The 15,541-nt window shown below is 68.6% G+C and carries 11 protein-coding genes and 3 pseudogenes; 6 read left to right on the top strand and 8 right to left on the bottom strand.

All coding sequences use genetic code 11. The features are described from left to right. Positions 1 to 88 precede the first annotated feature (88 nt). The 3 genes and pseudogenes from ACZ69I_RS38580 to ACZ69I_RS38570 form a co-directional block, all read right to left on the bottom strand. Positions 89 to 952 carry an SCO6745 family protein gene (locus tag ACZ69I_RS38580; RefSeq protein ID WP_470837172.1) on the bottom strand — a complete coding sequence of 288 codons (864 nt, stop codon included), beginning with the start codon at positions 950 to 952 and terminating at the stop codon, positions 89 to 91. A 58-nt stretch (positions 953 to 1,010) separates the two neighbouring features. Continuing rightward, positions 1,011 to 1,490: pseudogene (locus tag ACZ69I_RS38575) on the bottom strand (GntR family transcriptional regulator); the annotation flags it as partial. Positions 1,491 to 1,663: 173 nt separating this feature from the next. Next, positions 1,664 to 1,801, bottom strand: a pseudogene (locus tag ACZ69I_RS38570) (transposase); the annotation flags it as partial. A gap of 1,111 nt (positions 1,802 to 2,912) precedes the next feature. On the opposite strand from ACZ69I_RS38570, the gene ACZ69I_RS38565 reads away from it, so the two are divergent. Beyond that, a complete protein-coding gene (locus tag ACZ69I_RS38565; protein ID WP_470837170.1) occupies positions 2,913 to 3,089 on the top strand; it encodes a hypothetical protein in 177 nt (58 codons plus the stop codon). Between the two features lie 7 nt (positions 3,090 to 3,096). Here ACZ69I_RS38565 and ACZ69I_RS38560 read toward each other — a convergent pair whose 3' ends face one another. Beyond that, entirely contained in the window at positions 3,097 to 3,666 is a 570-nt protein-coding gene (locus tag ACZ69I_RS38560; RefSeq protein WP_470837168.1) for a TetR/AcrR family transcriptional regulator, read from the bottom strand. An 80-nt stretch (positions 3,667 to 3,746) separates the two neighbouring features. On the opposite strand from ACZ69I_RS38560, the gene ACZ69I_RS38555 reads away from it, so the two are divergent. Then, positions 3,747 to 4,667: an NADP-dependent oxidoreductase gene (locus ACZ69I_RS38555; protein WP_470837167.1), complete on the top strand. Its 921-nt coding sequence runs from the start codon at positions 3,747 to 3,749 to the stop codon at positions 4,665 to 4,667. A 113-nt stretch (positions 4,668 to 4,780) separates the two neighbouring features. Here the strand turns inward: ACZ69I_RS38555 and ACZ69I_RS38550 are convergent, their stop codons facing one another. After that, positions 4,781 to 5,719: an alpha/beta hydrolase gene (locus ACZ69I_RS38550; protein ID WP_470837166.1), complete on the bottom strand. Its 939-nt coding sequence runs from the start codon at positions 5,717 to 5,719 to the stop codon at positions 4,781 to 4,783. A 130-nt stretch (positions 5,720 to 5,849) separates the two neighbouring features. Between ACZ69I_RS38550 and ACZ69I_RS38545 the strand changes: the two genes are divergently transcribed. Further along, entirely contained in the window at positions 5,850 to 6,881 is a 1,032-nt protein-coding gene (locus ACZ69I_RS38545) for a GlxA family transcriptional regulator (protein WP_470837165.1), read from the top strand. A gap of 351 nt (positions 6,882 to 7,232) precedes the next feature. On the opposite strand, the gene ACZ69I_RS38540 is transcribed toward ACZ69I_RS38545, so the two are convergent. After that, the gene (locus tag ACZ69I_RS38540) at positions 7,233 to 7,571 is read right to left on the bottom strand and encodes a helix-turn-helix domain-containing protein (RefSeq protein WP_470837163.1); all 339 of its coding nucleotides are present in this window, start codon (positions 7,569 to 7,571) and stop codon (positions 7,233 to 7,235) included. Between the two features lie 1,012 nt (positions 7,572 to 8,583). Here ACZ69I_RS38540 and istA point away from each other — a divergent pair. From istA to ACZ69I_RS38525, 3 genes are all read left to right on the top strand, one after another. Beyond that, positions 8,584 to 10,233 (top strand): IS21 family transposase, encoded by a 1,650-nt coding sequence (istA, locus tag ACZ69I_RS38535; RefSeq protein WP_470837161.1) that lies wholly within the window; start codon positions 8,584 to 8,586, stop codon positions 10,231 to 10,233. After that, a complete protein-coding gene (istB, locus tag ACZ69I_RS38530) occupies positions 10,230 to 11,021 on the top strand; it encodes an IS21-like element helper ATPase IstB (RefSeq protein ID WP_468845272.1) in 792 nt (263 codons plus the stop codon). The genes istA and istB overlap by 4 nt, the downstream gene beginning before the upstream one ends. Before the next feature lie 750 nt (positions 11,022 to 11,771). Next, positions 11,772 to 12,299: an STAS domain-containing protein gene (locus ACZ69I_RS38525; RefSeq protein ID WP_470837160.1), complete on the top strand. Its 528-nt coding sequence runs from the start codon at positions 11,772 to 11,774 to the stop codon at positions 12,297 to 12,299. Between the two features lie 1,180 nt (positions 12,300 to 13,479). Here ACZ69I_RS38525 and ACZ69I_RS38520 read toward each other — a convergent pair. Together ACZ69I_RS38520 and ACZ69I_RS38515 are read right to left on the bottom strand one after the other, a co-directional pair. Continuing rightward, positions 13,480 to 14,205 (bottom strand): GAF domain-containing protein, encoded by a 726-nt coding sequence (locus ACZ69I_RS38520; RefSeq protein ID WP_470837159.1) that lies wholly within the window; start codon positions 14,203 to 14,205, stop codon positions 13,480 to 13,482. A 1,250-nt stretch (positions 14,206 to 15,455) separates the two neighbouring features. Further along, positions 15,456 to 15,541, bottom strand: a pseudogene (locus ACZ69I_RS38515) (IS5/IS1182 family transposase); the annotation flags it as partial.

Here is a 15,541-nt window from a genome sequence, read left to right as displayed (position 1 = left end):
GCAGCAACTGCAGAACCGAACGTCACGTAGCGCGGCACGCCACCTGGCCGTAGCTACTACGAGGGTGCCGGGCTCCCGGCTCCGGCCCTCAGCCCTTGCCGAAGTGCACCGCGGGGAAGGCGCCCGCTGCTCTGAGGGTTCCGGAGAAGCTGCCGGCCAGTTCGGTGAGGCGCACGGTGGCTGCCGGACCGAGGTGGTCGTACGGGGCGGCATCGAGGCGGTCGGTGAGCATCTCGGCCTCGCCGCGCAGGGTGGCGCCCGTCTGCGTCAGGTTGCCTGCCTCGTCCAGTAGGCCGCGCTCGCGCAATTGGTCCCGGGTGGCGGCCCATTGCTGCGCGGACCACCCGCGGGTGCGCATGAACAGTGCCGAGGTCGGCGCCTTGCCGGTGGCGTTGTGCAGGACCAGCGCCTCGATGCCCGACAGGCCGGCGATTGCCAGGGCGGCGAGGTGCCCGTCACCCCGGTGTTCGCGCAGCAGCGTCGCGGCGTGCCACAGGGCCAGGTGCGGTTCTTCGGGTACCGGGAGGTCGGAGTTGGCAGCGTAGAGCGGCCGTGCCTCTCGGCGGCAGGCTTCGGTGGCGTGCAGCGCCAGTTCGGCCGCCTCGGTCATTTCCGTGGACGTCAGGGTCTCCTTCCCGAGCAGCCGCTGCAGGGTTCGGTCCGCGCCACGCAGCCGTGCCGTGAGCACCGCCTCCGGCGTGGTGACGGTCCACGCGGCGGGGATGTACCGCTGCACATGCTCGTGGTTGAAGTTGTAGAACGTCGCTGTGACAGTGCCCGCATCGACGGCCCCGAGCGGTGCCGCACGGCTGGCGAGGTAGACCATGGCTCCGCGCTCCAGCCCGAGCGCCGCGAGTTCGTCCGCCGGTTCCGGCGCGAAGTACACGGATGTGTGCAGGGGGCTGACAGCGTTGTGGCAGTGGCGGCCTGCGCTCGCCTCGAAAGTAGTCATGCTGTGGCTCCGGTGTCGGTGATCATGTGTGGTCGTGCGGCCAGGGGGGCGAGGCGCATCAGGCTTCGTCCGTGGGTTCGTGGTGGGAGGACTCGGTCAGTCCGGCCGCGGTCTGGGTGAGGTGCTGGGTCAGGACCTCAGCCGCGGTGTCGGCGTCACGGGCGAGTACGGCCTCCTCCAGCCGGCGATGTTCCAGGGCGCCGTCCCGGTCGGGGTTGCGGTGCGCCGACCAGCGGCGGGCCAGTTCGCTCGCGGTCCACATCCGGTCGAAGGTCTCCAGCAGGACGAGGTTGCCGCACCCCTCCAGCAGGGTGCGGTGGAAGAGGCGGTGGGCTTCAGCCCATGCGTTGCTGTAGTGCTCGCCCTCCTCCGGTGCGTACGCCGGGGTGCGGGCCAGCCGGTGGTGGGCGGCTCGTACGCGGGCTTCCCAGTCGACGTCGCCGCGTTCGACGGACAGGCGCAGCATGACCGGTTCGATGGTCCGGCGGGCCTCTGCAACCTCCTGCCAGCGGCGGTCGGAGAAGGCCGGGACAGCGAAATGCACGGGCTTCTGGCTGTGGCTGTCCGATGAGGTGGAAGACCTCCCGAGCCGCATAGCGCTTGAGACACCGGACGATTTCGCGTCCGGGTCTTGCCCTCTTTGATCCGGCGCTCGTAGTAGGTCTGGGCGCGCGGGTCTACCCGCAGGCGAGTGAACACGATGCGGTGGAGCACAGCATTGGCCTGCCGGTCACCGCCGCGGTTCAGGCGGCGGAACTGCCGGCGCCCCGAGGAACGCTCGACCGGACTGACCCCGCACAACGCTGCGAACGACGCTTCGCTGCCCAGACATTCCGGGTTGTCCCCCATCGCGATCAGCAGAGCGACGGCCGTGTCCGGACCGATCCCCACCACCTCCAACAGCTGCGGGGCATGGCACTCCACGAGCCAGGCCATACGAGCGCCCACCTCCCGGATCTGCGCGGAGAGCTGGCCGATCCGGTCAGCCAGCAGACCCAACGTGATCCGAGTGGCCTGCAGCACCGACTCCTCGCCGACCTCATCGTCACCGCTCCCATCGGCGTAGCCGGTACAGGTACGGAAGAGTTCGGCATTGCCCAGTCCAGCCAGTTCTTCCCGCAAAGCTGGATCGGCAGTGATGAGAACGGCTTTGAGCTGGTTGATGGCCTGCGTTCGGGCTTTGATGGCTGACACCTTCGTGAGTCTGTACATCCTGGCGATCTGCACCGGCCCGTCGCCCGATTTGGCCCGTGCACGGGCCCGCCCGCTCAGCACAGCTCGCGCCGCATTCTGGGCATCGAGTGGGTCCAATTTGCCGCGCCTACGGCGATCGGCCCGGTCCATCCAGTTCACGTCAAACACGTCCACGCCCTCTCCTGGGGCATCGACCGTTTCGGTGACGACGAGGCGAGGGCGCGACGCCGGGTAACGATGGCAACGGCAGGGATCTTCGCAAGGCGTCCATGACCGAACCGTGATCCCGCCCATCTGCCGTGACCAGCGCAATCAACTTGGAAGAGGCTCACGGTTCCGCCCACCTCAAGAACTGGCGAATCCTCCCCGGGCTCCATACCGAACCCGCCCGCTCCACCCAACTCCTGCGTGCCGTGCTCATCCTGACGAACCTCGAAGCCAACCGCTGGCGGATGGTCTTCTCCGTGGACTCCCAGCCACACCAGCACGATTACCCCGAGAACCGACCACACCAGTCCTTTGAGCTGCCACTTCAAATTGGCGGCACCTGGACGTGGATGTCGGCGGCGCGAGTCGAGCAAGGGCACAGGCGGGGATAGGAAGGGGCAGGGTCGGGTACGCCCCCTGCCCGCCCGTAGACTCCAGGCCCTGAAGCCGCGCGCCTCGGGACGCCCCGCGTGAAAGGGGTTGTCCCGGAACACCTTGCTGCGGGGTTCATACGAGCGCGGTTAAGCGTTGGCGAGAGTACTGAACAGCCTTGACCGGCATGACGCTCAACGAACAGGAAGCTCAAGTCGCTCGCCAGGAAGTAGCCGCCCTGACACAGAGGTGTACTGACGGCCAGCAGAAGGCGGCCCTGCTCGACGTTGACGAGCCGCTCGAAGCGTGTGTGGCAACGCCGGGCAGCTACTTGTGGTTTATGGGTGACTGGCCATATCCCTGATCATTGATCAGTGCGCGGCTCCGGCCGCGCGTACGTCGGCGAGCGCCTGCCGTGCCAGCGGGCCGAAGCCCTCGCTGTTGTCGGTGTCGATCCACTGGTCGTAGGCGATCTCCCAGGCGAGCGCGCCCAGTTGCGCGGCCACACGCGCGGTCAGGCGCGGGACTCCGCGGCGGTTGAGGGCCTCGATCATCGAGGCGGTGAGGTCGATCCTCTTCAGGGCTTCACGTTCGCGCAGTTCCGTATTGGCGTTCAGAACGGCCTGGCGCCGGCCGCTGAACTCGCGGCGGTCGGCGGTGAAGAACGTCCGACCGAGCGCATCGAGGGCCTCCGCCACCGCGTCGAGCGGCCCGGACTCCGGCGGAGCCGAGGCGATCCCTTCGACGAGCAGACCGGCCACCGTGCCCCCGCCGAAGAGCACCTCGCGCTTGTCCGGGAAGTACCGGAAGAACGTGCTCTTGGTGAGCCCGGCGTGCTCCGCGATCTCGATCACGGTCGTCTTCTCGTAGCCCTGCTCCTCGAAGAGGTCGAGGGCAGCGGCGGCGAGTCGTCCTGGTGCGTCGGGTTGCCAGCGAGCCATGGGAACAGTGTACGGGACATGGTCCCATCACTGGTGTACGGTCGATGAGACCAAGTCCCATCACTGGCCAGGAGTCACCGATGAGCAGAGCTGTCCGTTACCGGCGATTTGGCGGTCCCGAAGTACTGGAACTGCAGGAGATACCCGAGCCGCACGCCGCGCCGGACGAGGTTCGCGTCCGGGTCACGGCCGCCGGGCTGAATCCGATGGATTGGCAGATCACCACCCAGCCCGACATGGCGGCGCGGTTCGGCCTCACATTGCCGGCCGGGTTCGGCAGCGACTTCGCCGGAGTGGTGGACGAGGTGGGCGCCGAAGCCACCGGATTCGCGACCGGCGACCGGGTGTTCGGGGCGGCGATTGGCCGGTCCGTCGCCGATTTCGTGCTGGTCAAGACCCCCGCTGCAGGGCTGTGGCCCACCCCGGATGGCATCGGCGACGAGGTGGCGGCCACGCTTCCGGTGTCCGGCCTGACGGCCTCCGCCGCGCTCGCGGCGATCGAACTCAGCGCCGGAGACACCGTCCTGATCGGTGGAGCGGCGGGTGGCGTGGGCATCTTCGCCGTGCAGCTGGCGAAGCTTGCGGGTGCCCGGGTGATCGGCACCGCATCCCAGGGCACGTTCGGATTCCTGCGCGGGCTCGGCGCCGAACCCGTGGCCTACGGCCCCGGCCTGGCGGACCGGGTGCGGGCCCTGGCGCCCGAGGGGATCACCGCCGCAACCGACCTGTTCGGAAGGGAGGCGGCCGAGACCGCCCTCAAGCTCGGCGTGGCACCCGAGCGGATCTCCGTCGTGGCCGACGGCCCCGCCCCGCCGCTCGGTGTCAGCAAGGCGGGCGCCCTCGACGCGGGTCCGGGCGCCATGGAACGGATCGCCGAGTCGATCCATGCCGGCGAGATTACGGTTCCGATCGCGGCAACCTTCCCGGTCGAGCAGATCCGCGAAGCCGTGACGACGCAGGCCGAGAGGCACGTTCACGGCAAAATCGTCATCGCCCTGTGAACCGGCACGAGGTGGACTCGGCGTCCAGGATCCACTTTCGCGACAAGCCCTGAGTGGGGTCGGGGACTGGCGCGGTGGCTTCCGCTCCGTTTCCAGCCCCCGAACCTACTCAGTCAGGGGTGGAGGGCGTCGCGCAGGGTGCGTACCTGGTCGGTGAGGTTGTGTTCGCTGATGCGGGCCTGGGGGAAGAGGAGGTCGAAGCCGTGGACGGCGCCGGGGACCTGGACGAGTTCGGTGGTGACGCCGGCGGCGGACAGGCGTGCGGCGTAGTCGCGGCCCTCGTCGCGCAGCGGGTCGATCTCGGCCACGGCGATGTAGGTGGGCGGCAGGCCGCTGAGATCGGTGGCGCGGATCGGGAAGGCGTACGGGTCGGCGTGGCCGTCCCTCGCGTAGTACTGCACGGCCAGTTCCAGCGCGCCCCGGTCGAAGACCGGGGTATCGGTGAACTCCCGTGCCGAGGCGCTGGTCAGACTGCCGTCGAGGCTGGGGTAGGTCAGGGACTGGAAGAGCAGGTGCGGGCCCGCCTGGTCGCGGGCGCGGAGCACGGTGGAGGCGGCGATGTTCCCGCCGGCGCTGCCGCCGGCGACCGCGATGCGTGTTGCGTCTCCGCCGAGTTCGGCCGGGTTGTCGGCGATCCAGGTCAGGGCGGCGTAGGCGTCGTCGGCTGCGGCCGGGTAGGGGTGTTCGGGGGCCAGGCGGTAGTCGACGGAGACGACCACGGCGTGGGCGTCGCGGGCGTAGCGCAGGGAGCGTCCCTCTTCGGCCTCGGGGGATCCGTAGGTGAAGGCGCCGCCGTGGATGTAGAGGATCATCGGCAGGTCTTCGGTGGTGTCGGGGCGGTAGACGCGTAGTCGCAGTTGTCCTGCGGGGCCGGGGATGTACAGGTCTCGCACCTTGACCTGGTCGTCGACGGGGGTGTCGGGGTGTGCGCGCAGCAGTGCATAGCGCTGGGGGTCGGCGAGGACGGCGTCCAGGCCGTGGACGGGGAAGACGCCGGTGTCGGCGGTGTCGAGCAGGGTCTGGATCTCGGGATCGACAGCGGGGGCAGTCATGGCTGGGTGGGCACCTTCCGGGTGTTCGACCGGGTGCTGCCCGGCCTGTTGTGCGGAACTGACATCAGTCTCTGCCGATCACGAGCGGCACAGAAGTGGCCCAAGAGCCACTATGTGCAACTATTGGGCCATGACAGTTGCGACACCGCACCATGTGGCCGTCCTGGCCCTCGCACCGGTGGTGGCCTTCGACCTGAGCATCCCGGCCCAGATGCTTGCCTCGGTCGAAACCCGCGCGGGCACCGCGGCCTACGAGGTACGCACCCTCACCCCGGACGGCTCCCCCGTACCGACGGTGAACGGGTATGGCGTCACGCCGCAGGGCGACCTGTCCCTGCTGGAGCACGCCGACACGGTGATCGTCGCCGGCACCCGCTGCCCGGAGCTACTGGACGCCGGCGCGGTGGACGCCTCCGTCGCCGAAGCGCTGCGCCGTGCGGCCCGGCGCCGCGCCCGGGTGGTGTCCCTGTGCACCGGCTCGTTCGTACTCGCGGCCGCCGGCCTGCTGGAAAGCCGCCGGGCCGCGACCCACTGGCGCTACGCGCAGCAGTTCAGGCGGCTCTTTCCCGCAGTCGACCTGGACACCGACCCGCTCTACATCGCCGATCGCGGCATCCTGACGTCAGCCGGCGGCGCGGCCGCCATCGACCTGTGCCTGCACCTGGTCCGGGAGGACCACGGCAGTTCCGTGGCGAACCGGGTGGCGCGGTACAACGTCGTCGCGCCCATGAGAGACGGAGGGCAGGCACAGTACATCGAGCACCCGGTCCGGGAGGACGCGGACACCTCGACGGCCGGGGCACGGACGCTGATGACGGAACACCTGGATCGGCGGCTATCCCTCAAAGACCTCGCGGCCCACTGCCACATGAGCGTACGGACCTTCACCAGGCGCTTCCGACAGGAGACCGGACTCTCCCCGGCCGAATGGCTCGCCTCGGCCCGCTTGGCACACGTACGCCATCTGCTGGAGTCGACCGAACTGCCTGTTGACGACATCGCCGCCAGGGCCGGCCTGGGCAGCGGCACCAACCTGCGGCAGCACATGCGCACCGCCCTGGACATCACCCCGTCCGCCTACCGCAGGGCATTCCGCTCGGCCACCACTGCCTTCGCACCGCCCCTCTCCGAGGACCAGCGGGCCCCGTCCGCAGGCACGTGACGCCGTTCGGCGCGGGATGCCCCCGGAACACGACCGCTTGCACGTTCCTCCACGACCGATACGGCTTCTCCACGGCTGCGCCACGAGGCAGGGCACCACAGCGCGGGCATTCGGACCGATCCACAGCAGGACCCGGCCGAGTGGCTGCCCCCGACAGCCGACGCCCACTGCACCTACGCCACCGACTAGGTCTCCACCAAACTCCGCTGGAAGCTCACCGCCAACAAGCTCAAGACCCAAACGCTGAACGAGATCGCCGCCAACTGCCCCCCATCGACACCAGGCCAGCCAACGCACCCACCGACACCGGCAACGCCTGAGCCGGGAAGCCGCGCGTCTCCCCTTCCTCATTCAGACTGTGGTCGCCGGGTTCTCTGGTCCGGTGGCGGGGTGGTGTTCGGCGTTGATGCGCTGGGCCTCTTCGAGCTGGTCTTCGAGGATGACGATGCGGCAGGCGGCCTCGACGGGCGTGCCCTGGTCGAAGAGTTCACGGGCGCGGGCTGCGATGCGCAGCTGGTAGCGGGAGTAGCGGCGGTGGCCGCCCGTGGAGCGCAGCGGGGTGATGAGGCGGGCCTCGCCGATGGCGCGCAGGAAACCTTGTGTCATGCCGAGCATCTCGGCGGCCCGGCCCATGATGTAGGCGGGGTAGTCGTCGTCATCGAGACGGCTGAACGAATCGCCTGCTGTCATTGCACCTCTCTGTGGAACGCGTGGAGGGGCCCGGGTGCCGTATGGCACCCGGGCCCCGAAGGAACTGCTACACCATCTGCCGACCCTGATACTGCGTCGGCCCACCGTTTCCGCAGACCCGACCAAGATGCTGTCGGGGCTGCCCGGATCGCGGTTGCTTGACCGGAGACCACCTCACTAACGATGTCCTGCGGTACCCGGGCTCAAGACTCCACCCGGGCGATCCTGATGGCGCTCAACTCCTCCGTTTCTTCCCTAACTCCACCACCGCACCGTCCTGCGCACTGCAACTGCGGGTACTGCTGCCGGCAGTTCGTCTCTGCCAGGCCCGGCTCGATCTCGGCTACGCGAGAACCCATAACCACACCACCACCCAACGTCTACTCCAGCGGGCATAGATTTCTGCGTGCTCGAAGATTAGGTAACCCGCCGGTCGGTTCATGGATGGTCGGCGCAGCCCCGAAGCTGAGGTCCGGCGCGCTGAGTGACCCACAGGCCGCGCAGCCCGAGAGCTCTTCGTGAGGTCGGTGGCAGTGCCGTAATCCGCAGACCGGCGCTCTGACTACCGCCTCGGCGCCTCAGCGAGGATCTGCCCCCTCGGCCCGCGGTGGCTCTCGCGCCCTCGCCCGCCCGCCTGTGCTCGCCCTATCGGTAGCGTCGCCTGGGGTGGGCCGCCTGCTCGACGATTCAAACATCCGAAGCCGACGGGTTCCCCTGAATCTCGCTGTACACATGCGCTGAGCCAACAGGCCAAACGGAGCAACTGCAGGCACTGGGCCGCGATTTCGCACTGACTCCAAGTGATAGGCGATCGTGTCCAGAGGCGTCCGAGCACTCGATGGGACCATCCGGCTTCGCGCGAGGGGCGGTGGCTATGAACGTGAGTTGGGGAGTCGTTTCGCGATGAGTGTGGGTGTCGCGTTCTGACCGACATTGCGATGTCGGTTTGTTTTGACGTCAGGCGGGGGCTTGCGGTGGGACTGTGGGGTGTGCTTCTGCCGCTGGGGGCCTGATGGGTAACTCGCAGTCGAAGGTCGAGCTGTACACGGCGATCCGCAAGGATCACTTGCTGGGGATGTCGATGCGGTCGTTGCAGCAGGTCCACAACGTCACGTGGCGGACGGTCCGGCGGGCTCTGGACGGGAAGTGGCCGGAGCCGCGGAAGAAGCCGCGGCGCAAGGAATCGCGGCTCGATCCCTACAAGACGTTGATCGACTCGATGCTGAAAGCGGATCTGGATGCGCCGCCCAAGCAGCGGCACACCGCGAAGCGGATCTTTGACCGGCTGGTCGAGGGGCACCAGGCCCGTGACATCTCGTACTGCATGGTCCGGCTCTATGTGAAGGACCGGCGCAAGGAGATCCGTCGCAAGGCCGGGGTGGGCCCGGAGGCGATGTTCATCCCGCAGAGACATCTGCCCGGGGTGGAGGCGGAAGTCGACTTCGGGGATGTGCACATCGTGCTCGCCGGGGTGCCGACCAGGGTCTACCTGTTCTCGCTGCGGCTGTCCTACTCCGGCAAGGCGGTGCACCGGGTGTTCGCCTCCTGCGGGCAGGAAGCCTTCCTCGAAGGACATGAGCACGCGTTCCGGCGGCTGGCCGGTGTTCCGCGCGGGAAGATCCGCTACGACAATCTGCGGGCCGCGGTGGAGCGGGTGCTTGGGCTGGGGCGGGCCCGGGTGGAGTCCGACCGGTGGACCGCGTTCCGCTCGCATTGGGGCATCGAGGCGTTCTACTGCCGGCCCGGCATCGAGGGCGCCCACGAGAAGGGCGGCGTCGAGGGGCAGATCGGCTACTTCCGGCGCAACCACTTCGTCCCGGTCCCCGAGGTCGCGTCGCTGGCGGAGTTGAACGAGCTGGTGGACCGGTGGGACCTTCAGGACGAGGGCCGCCGGCTGCGCTCGCGGACCCGCACCGTCGGTGAGTCCTTCGCCCACGAGCAGTCGATGCTGAGGCCGCTGCCCACCGAGGTGTTCGAGACGGGGCGGTGGTTCACCCCGCGCGTCAACCGCTTCGGTCAGATCACGGTGCGCTCCAACACCTACTCGGTGCCGGTCCGTTTCATCGGCCGGCAGCTGCGCGTCCTGCTGCATGCCAACGACCTGGTGGTCTACGAGGGCCGCACCGAGGTCGCCCGCCACGAGCGGCTCAGCGGCCGGGGCGGCTCCCGGCTCGTGCTCGATCACTACCTGGAGGCGCTGTTGCGCAAGCCGGGCGCCTTTCCGGGGTCGACTCCGCTGGAACAGGCCCGCTCCGCGGGCCGGTTCACCCCGGTCCACGACCGGTGGTGGTCGGCGGCCTGCGCGGCCCATGGGGACGCGGCCGGCACCCGGGCTTTGATCGAGGTGCTGCTGCTGGCCCGGCATATGGAGCACGAACACGTCGTTGCGGGTCTGGCGGCCGCGATCAGGGCGGGCGCGCTGACGGCGGACGCGGTCGCGTTGGAGGCCCGCAAGGCCGCCGAGGGCGACACCGGGGAACTGTCCGCGCCGGCTCCTGGCGCAGGTCAGACGGAAGGGCCCGCGGCGACGGTGACGTCCCTTGCCGACTGGCGGCTGTCCCACTTGCCGCCGGACAACCGGCCGCTGCCGTCGGTGGCCCAGTACGACCAGCTGTTGAACCGCCGCGGCCGCAGGGCCGGACACGAGAAAGAAGGATCATGAGCCCACGCAAGCGCGGACTGACCGAAGAAGCCGCCGCCGCCTCGATCGACCAGGCATGCCGGATGCTGCGGCTCCCCTCCATCCGCCAGCAGTTCGGTGACCTGGCCGATGCCGCGGCCCGTGATCAGATGTCGTATCGGGCCTTTCTGGCCGAGCTGCTGATGACCGAGTGCGACGACCGGGCCCGGCGCCGTTCCGAGCGCCGCATCAAGGCCGCGGCGTTCCCGCGGGAGAAGTCGTTGCGGGCCTTCGATTTCGAGGCCAACCCGAACGTCGACCCGGCCACCGTCAACACCCTCGCGACCTGCGACTGGGTCAAGAAGAGCGAGCCGCTCTGCCTGATCGGGGATTCGGGCACCGGGAAGTCCCACCTGCTGATCGCGCTGGGCACCGAGGCCGCGCTGCACGGTTTCCGGGTCCGCTACGTGCTGGCAACCAAACTCGTCAACGAGCTGGTCGAGGCCGCCGATGAGAAGCAGCTGTCCAAGACCATCGCCCGCTACGGGCGCGTTGATCTTTTATGCATTGATGAGCTCGGCTACATGGAACTCGACCGCCGTGGGGCGGAGTTGCTGTTCCAGGTGCTGACCGAACGCGAGGAGAAGAACAGCGTCGCGATCGCCTCCAACGAGTCGTTCTCGGGGTGGACCAAGACCTTCACCGATCCGCGACTCTGCGCGGCCATCGTGGACCGGCTCACCTTCAACGGCGCCATCATCGAGACCGGCACCGACTCCTACCGCCTCGCCCACACCAAGGCCCAGGGCGCACAGAACAAAACCAGCTGAACAGCTCTCAGCATGACCAGTTCCCGCTTCCGATCAACCCAGGTCGCCCTCTACCCTGAGGTCAGGTGAAGTGGGGCTTTCGTCCCGCACCGCAGGCTCCCAGCCCCCGGGCCGTGAACACCGAGGCCGGCTGGAGCCGCATCGCCGACTACACGGCTCCAGCCTCCGCTCTCCACGCGTGACCGGTCGGCGGGGCACTCCCGCAGCCTCGCCCCCACGCCAGGAGAGCACCTCGCGCGAGGACCAGGGGGGAGCCGTGGTCCCGCGCAGGGCCCGGTCGCCGCCCCATCTACGGCGCGGCGACCGGGCATCTACCAGCTTCCCACCACAGGAACGCGATGTCCGCCCTACGGCCCAACACTTCGCCGCTCGGTGGCTTCGTGGTGTCTTCGGGAGTCGTTCCGGGGCGCCGGGCAAGGCCAGTGTCATTGAAGGTCACCCGGTGGTCATGGCTCGCTGCTGGGGAGGTGGGTGCACTCTCGTGTGAGGGCAGTGAATGACGAGCACCGGAGACGGATGCGCGGGAAATTCGCTCTTCGTTCCAATATCGGCAAGATGGGTATGGTCTTCTCCCCCTTGCCCTATGTTCAGAGGACAGCCTCTCCGCACCACTCGGGTGCTGTCATACAGAGGTTCTCTCCCGCAGCAGAGTGAGCCTGCGGAGCATGAGCGCCGGGCCCCGCATCCACTCCCGCGGATGCCGCTGAGGCCCGGACCATCCCTCGGAGCAGATCAACGCCGGACTGCCTCATGCCGCCGGCAGCTTCGAGGGAGTGCTCCGCGGTATCAGGGGGGCCGCGGAGCACATGGAGGAGGCCGCCGCACCCGAAGCGGCGGCCTCCGCCACGACACCCGACGTGCGGTTCCTTATCTCTTCGCGTTGTTCGTGCCTGTGGTGCAACACGCAAGGAGGGGAACCCGATCAGCAACTCATGGCCCGTCCCTCAAGCCGCCTGCCGCGTGGTGCGATTGTGCGGGGAACTCGACATCGCCAGGATGCTCGAACTCACCACGCTGCTGCGCGGAACCTGCCAGCAGACACGGACCGCCTGGCTCATCGTCGACCTGCGGCCCGTCACCTTCTTGGACTCCACCACGATCCGCGAACTGCGCACCGCACAGGAACGCTGCGAACAGTCGGGCAAGGGACTGCGCCTGGTCTACGACCAGCCCTTCATCAGCCGGCTCCTGGCCCTCCACGGCGCGACAGCGCAGTTCCCGCGACACGCCAGCACCAACGACGCCTGGGCAGGCCGCGAAACACCCCCGAAGAACTGACCGCCCACCGCCCCGGGCCGGGCACACAAAGGGGAGTGAACGGGCGGCGGCCGCCGTTGCGAACGACGGCCGCGTGCCCCGTCCTGGTGGCCGCTCCCCGGCCACTGGAGCACTCCCTCCAGGCAGCCGGGGGCGTGGTTCTGCCCGGCCTCAAAGGTGCCCCGAGGGACTGGCCGGACTGTCGGCGACTTCCGCGGGAGAGGAAGGCGAGCCCAGCGCTTGTGGGATGCGCCGCAGGCTCACTCTGCTGCGGGATAGGCCCTCACGGGTGCGTCAGAAGACGGTGGAGGACTACTTTCAGCCTAGGCCGCCGCCACGGCTCCTGACCCCCACAAGCGTGAACTGTTACGCGGAACCGGCATCGGATGCGGCACGCCCCACACCCAGGCTCTGAGCCAGCCACGACGGGACCCTAACGTCATACACGGCCTGGCATGCCCGGCTTCACGAGCCGGTTCCGACATCAAAAGCTATCGCGATTGATCATGCCTAGATGCGCTCCGTGACTCCCCAACACATCGCGAAACGACTCCCGCTCGGACCTCCACAGCCAGGGCGGGGAGTGTTGCGACCGTGCTGTTGCGCTGCAACCCGTACCAACGTGTTCCGGGCGAACCCTCTGTTGCTGGGGCGGCTGGGGCAACCACTGTTGCATCAGGTGGACTCACTGCCAGGGCCCGGTATCGGTGCCGGTGAGTCGATGAGGAGGGTCCAGAATCCGCAAATCCGGTGACGGTGACGGTGGTTCGTCAGCGGTGGACTAGCAATTCTCCGCGTTTCCATCGCCAGCGAATACGCTCAGCAGCGTCGCTATCGTGCCGCGTCCGACCTTTGTGCGTGCGTGCCGTCCATCCGTGCCACTGGGTCGTCCAGCGGTCCTGGTCACGCTGCCCGCGCACGGGATACTCGCATGTCGCGCGCAATCGCCCGAGAATGCGACAGCCTGAGCTGCCGGTTCTCCTCCGAGAGTCGGCGGTTCTCCTCGACCAGCAGCCGAGCCCAGTCCTGAGCAGCTGCCAGTCGCTCCGCCAGGGCAAGCCGCCGTTCCGGCGTCTCTCCTCCATCGATGCGTCCCACGTCGAGTCCGCTCCCTGCCGGCTCGGCAACTGATCACCGTCATGTCGTAGCTGGGGCCCGCACTTCGCCTCGGACGCAGGCCGTTCCAGAGTGGGTGAGGCGACTAGCCAGGTGGGGTGTCGCGGTCTTCCTCGAGGCGTAGCTGTCCGGTGAGGATGTCGCGGGCGACGTCCTCAAGGAGTTGCTGGTGGCTGAAGGCATGGGCCCGCATGCGGGCCAGGGCTTCGGCGACGGGGACGTTGCTGGCTGCGGCGGCTGCGCCGGCCGCCTGGTGCACGGCGGGTGGATAGCCCACGGGGCCCGCCTCCGGGGCTGCTTGTTCCCATCCGATCAGCACGGGGTGGGCATCCAGTGCCAGGAGGGCAAGGATACGGGCGTATGCCTCCAGCCTGGCGCGATTCGCTGCACTGAGGGGAGCGCGGGCGGTGTGGTAAACGTCCATGGCGCCGACCGGGACGTTATTGCCGACCAGCAGCGGCACGGCCACCACGCGGCGGATGCCGAGTTCATCGGCCGTCCGCAGAAAGACGGGCCACTGGCCGGAGGAGGGCTGCACGTCCGCCTCTACGATCCGGCGTCGCAGGTATGCCTCGGTGCACGGGCCTTCCCCCGCCACCAGCTGCGCGTCCTCCAGCAAGTAGCTGCGCTCGTCAACGGCATGGGCCACGGCCCTGATCCGGCCCGAGGTGATCAGGCTGACTCCCAGGCCATCCCCGCCCACATCCTCCACACACGCCGTCACGGCAGACGGCAACGCCACCGGACGGTCGGCGGCACTCGCGATCTCCACGACACGCTTCCAAGCCGCGGTGTTCTGCCGCACATCCATGACACAGCCCCAATGCTCACCTGGAGCCGCGGACAGGGCACCTGCTCGCTCACCATTACCAAACAAGGGTAGACCCCCGCAGGGATCTCAGGCAGGAGGCCCCGCGCCCGCTCGCAGCCCATCCGGCGGGCCTTCCGGACACCTGCCGTGCGAATCGGGCAGCCGCGACGAGTGGCAGCCCGCCGCACCCTGGAACCCCGACGCCCCCGACACGCATCACTGCGCAGAACATGTCAGGGCGGCATCAGACCCGGGCACGCACCCCGCACTGCCCGTTTTTCCACTCTCTTCGGATCTCACCGCCCACTATCGAAGACTCGATCGGTTCGGCCCGCACAACGGTGACCACGCCGCTCTCGGCGGCGCAGGTGCCCTTGCCTTGCCGTACTGGCTCTCGCGGAGAATGAGCCAAGGCTAAGCGGAGTGTCTCCTGTCGCCTCGCCCACACCAACGCCCAGGCCGAAGTCGGCAGGGCAGCGTGACCAGGCCCACTTCCGATCAACCCGGCTCTTCTTCTACTCTCAGTCCAGGTGAAGTTGGGCTCTGGCCCACTCCGCAGGCTCCCAGCCCCCGAGCCGTGACAGACGCGCACGCCTTCACGAGACCGGCTGGAGCCGTATCGCCGACAACACAGCTCCAGCCGCCGCCCTCCCCGGCGGCCAACAGGGCAATTGCCGCAGCCCCGGCCGCCCGGAGGGCACCTCGCGCGAGGACCGATCGAGGGGGAGCCTCGGCCCCTCGCGCCCCGGCCGCCGCCACACCCGCGCGGTGGCGGCCGGACACTCCCACCCTCCCACCACAGCCGCGGCGCGTCCGCAAAGCCGGCATACTCTCCGGCCGGGAACCGGCCTCTCGAACCGTCACGGACATGCCTGTATCAGCTACAGGCACTCACTTCCACCAGATCGGCGTCACCGCGGCCCCGGCCGTTCCGACGGCGAACCCGTCCGCTTGTCCGTTCCGTGTACTTGCAGTTCTCTCTCGCTCACTCCTGCGGCTTCGGTCGAAAGACGGTCCCGATCAGTCGAAAGCACGCCCCAATGACGCATATATGAGCGGACCAACCCGGCGCGTCCATGCACCCGGCGCGCGCCCGCACACCACCCCCGCGCAGACCAACGCGCCGCTAACCCTCGGCGAGGCGGTCGTGCCGACGGACGACGCGCTAGCTTCCGCCTCAGCACGACCACTACGGCAGCCCAGCCGAATTGTGGCTGCGTTGTCAGTGCGCTGAGGTCCACTGAGCGTTTTCAGCGTTGCCGCTCCAGGGTGAGTACGGCGGCGGCGATTGACGTCATTCGATTCGGGCTGCACCGGGATCTGCGGAAGATGCGCC

It is taken from the genome of Streptomyces sp. NPDC036815, from assembly GCF_055609205.1.
The sequence above is the reverse complement of the archived record's forward strand: the minus strand, read 5'-3'. Positions and strand labels throughout refer to the sequence as shown.

Coding starts and splice junctions, on each gene's coding strand:
- ACZ69I_RS38580 (WP_470837172.1), bottom strand. CDS start 952: ATGACTACTTTCGAGGCGAGCGCAGGCCGCCACTGCCACAACGCTGTC.
- ACZ69I_RS38565 (WP_470837170.1), top strand. CDS start 2,913: ATGACGCTCAACGAACAGGAAGCTCAAGTCGCTCGCCAGGAAGTAGCC.
- ACZ69I_RS38560 (WP_470837168.1), bottom strand. CDS start 3,666: ATGGCTCGCTGGCAACCCGACGCACCAGGACGACTCGCCGCCGCTGCC.
- ACZ69I_RS38555 (WP_470837167.1), top strand. CDS start 3,747: ATGAGCAGAGCTGTCCGTTACCGGCGATTTGGCGGTCCCGAAGTACTG.
- ACZ69I_RS38550 (WP_470837166.1), bottom strand. CDS start 5,719: ATGACTGCCCCCGCTGTCGATCCCGAGATCCAGACCCTGCTCGACACC.
- ACZ69I_RS38545 (WP_470837165.1), top strand. CDS start 5,850: ATGACAGTTGCGACACCGCACCATGTGGCCGTCCTGGCCCTCGCACCG.
- ACZ69I_RS38540 (WP_470837163.1), bottom strand. CDS start 7,571: ATGACAGCAGGCGATTCGTTCAGCCGTCTCGATGACGACGACTACCCC.
- istA (WP_470837161.1), top strand. CDS start 8,584: ATGGGTAACTCGCAGTCGAAGGTCGAGCTGTACACGGCGATCCGCAAG.
- istB (WP_468845272.1), top strand. CDS start 10,230: ATGAGCCCACGCAAGCGCGGACTGACCGAAGAAGCCGCCGCCGCCTCG.
- ACZ69I_RS38525 (WP_470837160.1), top strand. CDS start 11,772: ATGCCGCCGGCAGCTTCGAGGGAGTGCTCCGCGGTATCAGGGGGGCCG.
- ACZ69I_RS38520 (WP_470837159.1), bottom strand. CDS start 14,205: ATGGATGTGCGGCAGAACACCGCGGCTTGGAAGCGTGTCGTGGAGATC.